General features: G+C 76.2%; 1 protein-coding gene and 1 pseudogene. Both read right to left on the bottom strand.

The window, feature by feature from the left end; genetic code table 11:
- Positions 1 to 251: pseudogene (locus ACLEQD_RS44530) on the bottom strand (OsmC family protein); the annotation flags it as partial.
- Entirely contained in the window at positions 252 to 707 is a 456-nt protein-coding gene (locus ACLEQD_RS44525) for an archease (protein WP_410391947.1), read from the bottom strand.
- Between the last annotated feature and the right edge of the window lie 143 nt (positions 708 to 850).

The raw sequence follows: 850 nt of genomic DNA, 5'->3' as shown, positions 1-850 counted from the left end.
GCCACCACCGTGTCCACGCTGGGGAGGGTGACCGGGTGCCCGGCCTGCCTGGCGCCGGCGGGGGCCTCCGTGAAGTCCAGGCGCAGCACGGCGAAGCCCCGCGACACCAGCGCGCGCGCCAGCCGCTCCGGCCCGGGCGAGTGGCCCAGGCACGCGAAGCACGACACCTGCACCGCGGAGGCCGCGGGGACGCCGGCAGGCAGCTCCAGCCATCCCTCGCCGCCGGGGAAGGAGACGGCCCGCACCGGCATCTAGAAGTCCACCAGCGCCTCGGCGATCCAGACGCCCTCCGGCCCCTGGCGCACGGACACGTCCGTGAGCGCCGCGCCCGTCAGCGCCACGTGGGGGCCGTGGCGCGCCTGGCCCGCGCGCTCGCCGAAGCCGTGGCCAAAGAGGTTCAGCCCGTCCAGGCGCACCGCGAAGCACTGGAAGCGCAGGCGCCGGCCGGCCATCGCGCCCACCACCGCCCGCAGCCAGTCCGCGAGCAGCTGGTCGTGGTCCACCGACTGGCAGGTCATCTCCAGCTCCTCGTGCGCCTCCACGCTCCGGGGGTCCGTCACCAGCGCGGAGAGCCCGAGCGCCGCCATCTCGAAGGCCTGCTCCATGGAGCGGCCCACGCCCCGCACCCCGAGCAGCTCGGCGCGCGTGAAGTGCTCCCAGTGCGTCCGGGGCCTGCGGTCCTCCGCATGCAAGGTTTCGACGTCCATACGTCCTCCTCGTGTCCTCGTCGTGCCGTGTTGCACGCCCGCGCCAGCCGCCCGCGGGCCATCCGTCAGAACCACCACCCGCCCGCCACGTCCGGCGCCGCGCTCCCGGTCCGCGCGGGGCCGGCCTCCCGGGCGCGCGTGAG

This window comes from Corallococcus sp. 4LFB (assembly GCF_046520365.1).
Classification (GTDB): domain Bacteria; phylum Myxococcota; class Myxococcia; order Myxococcales; family Myxococcaceae; genus Corallococcus; species Corallococcus caeni.
The sequence above is the reverse complement of the archived record's forward strand: the minus strand, read 5'-3'. Positions and strand labels throughout refer to the sequence as shown.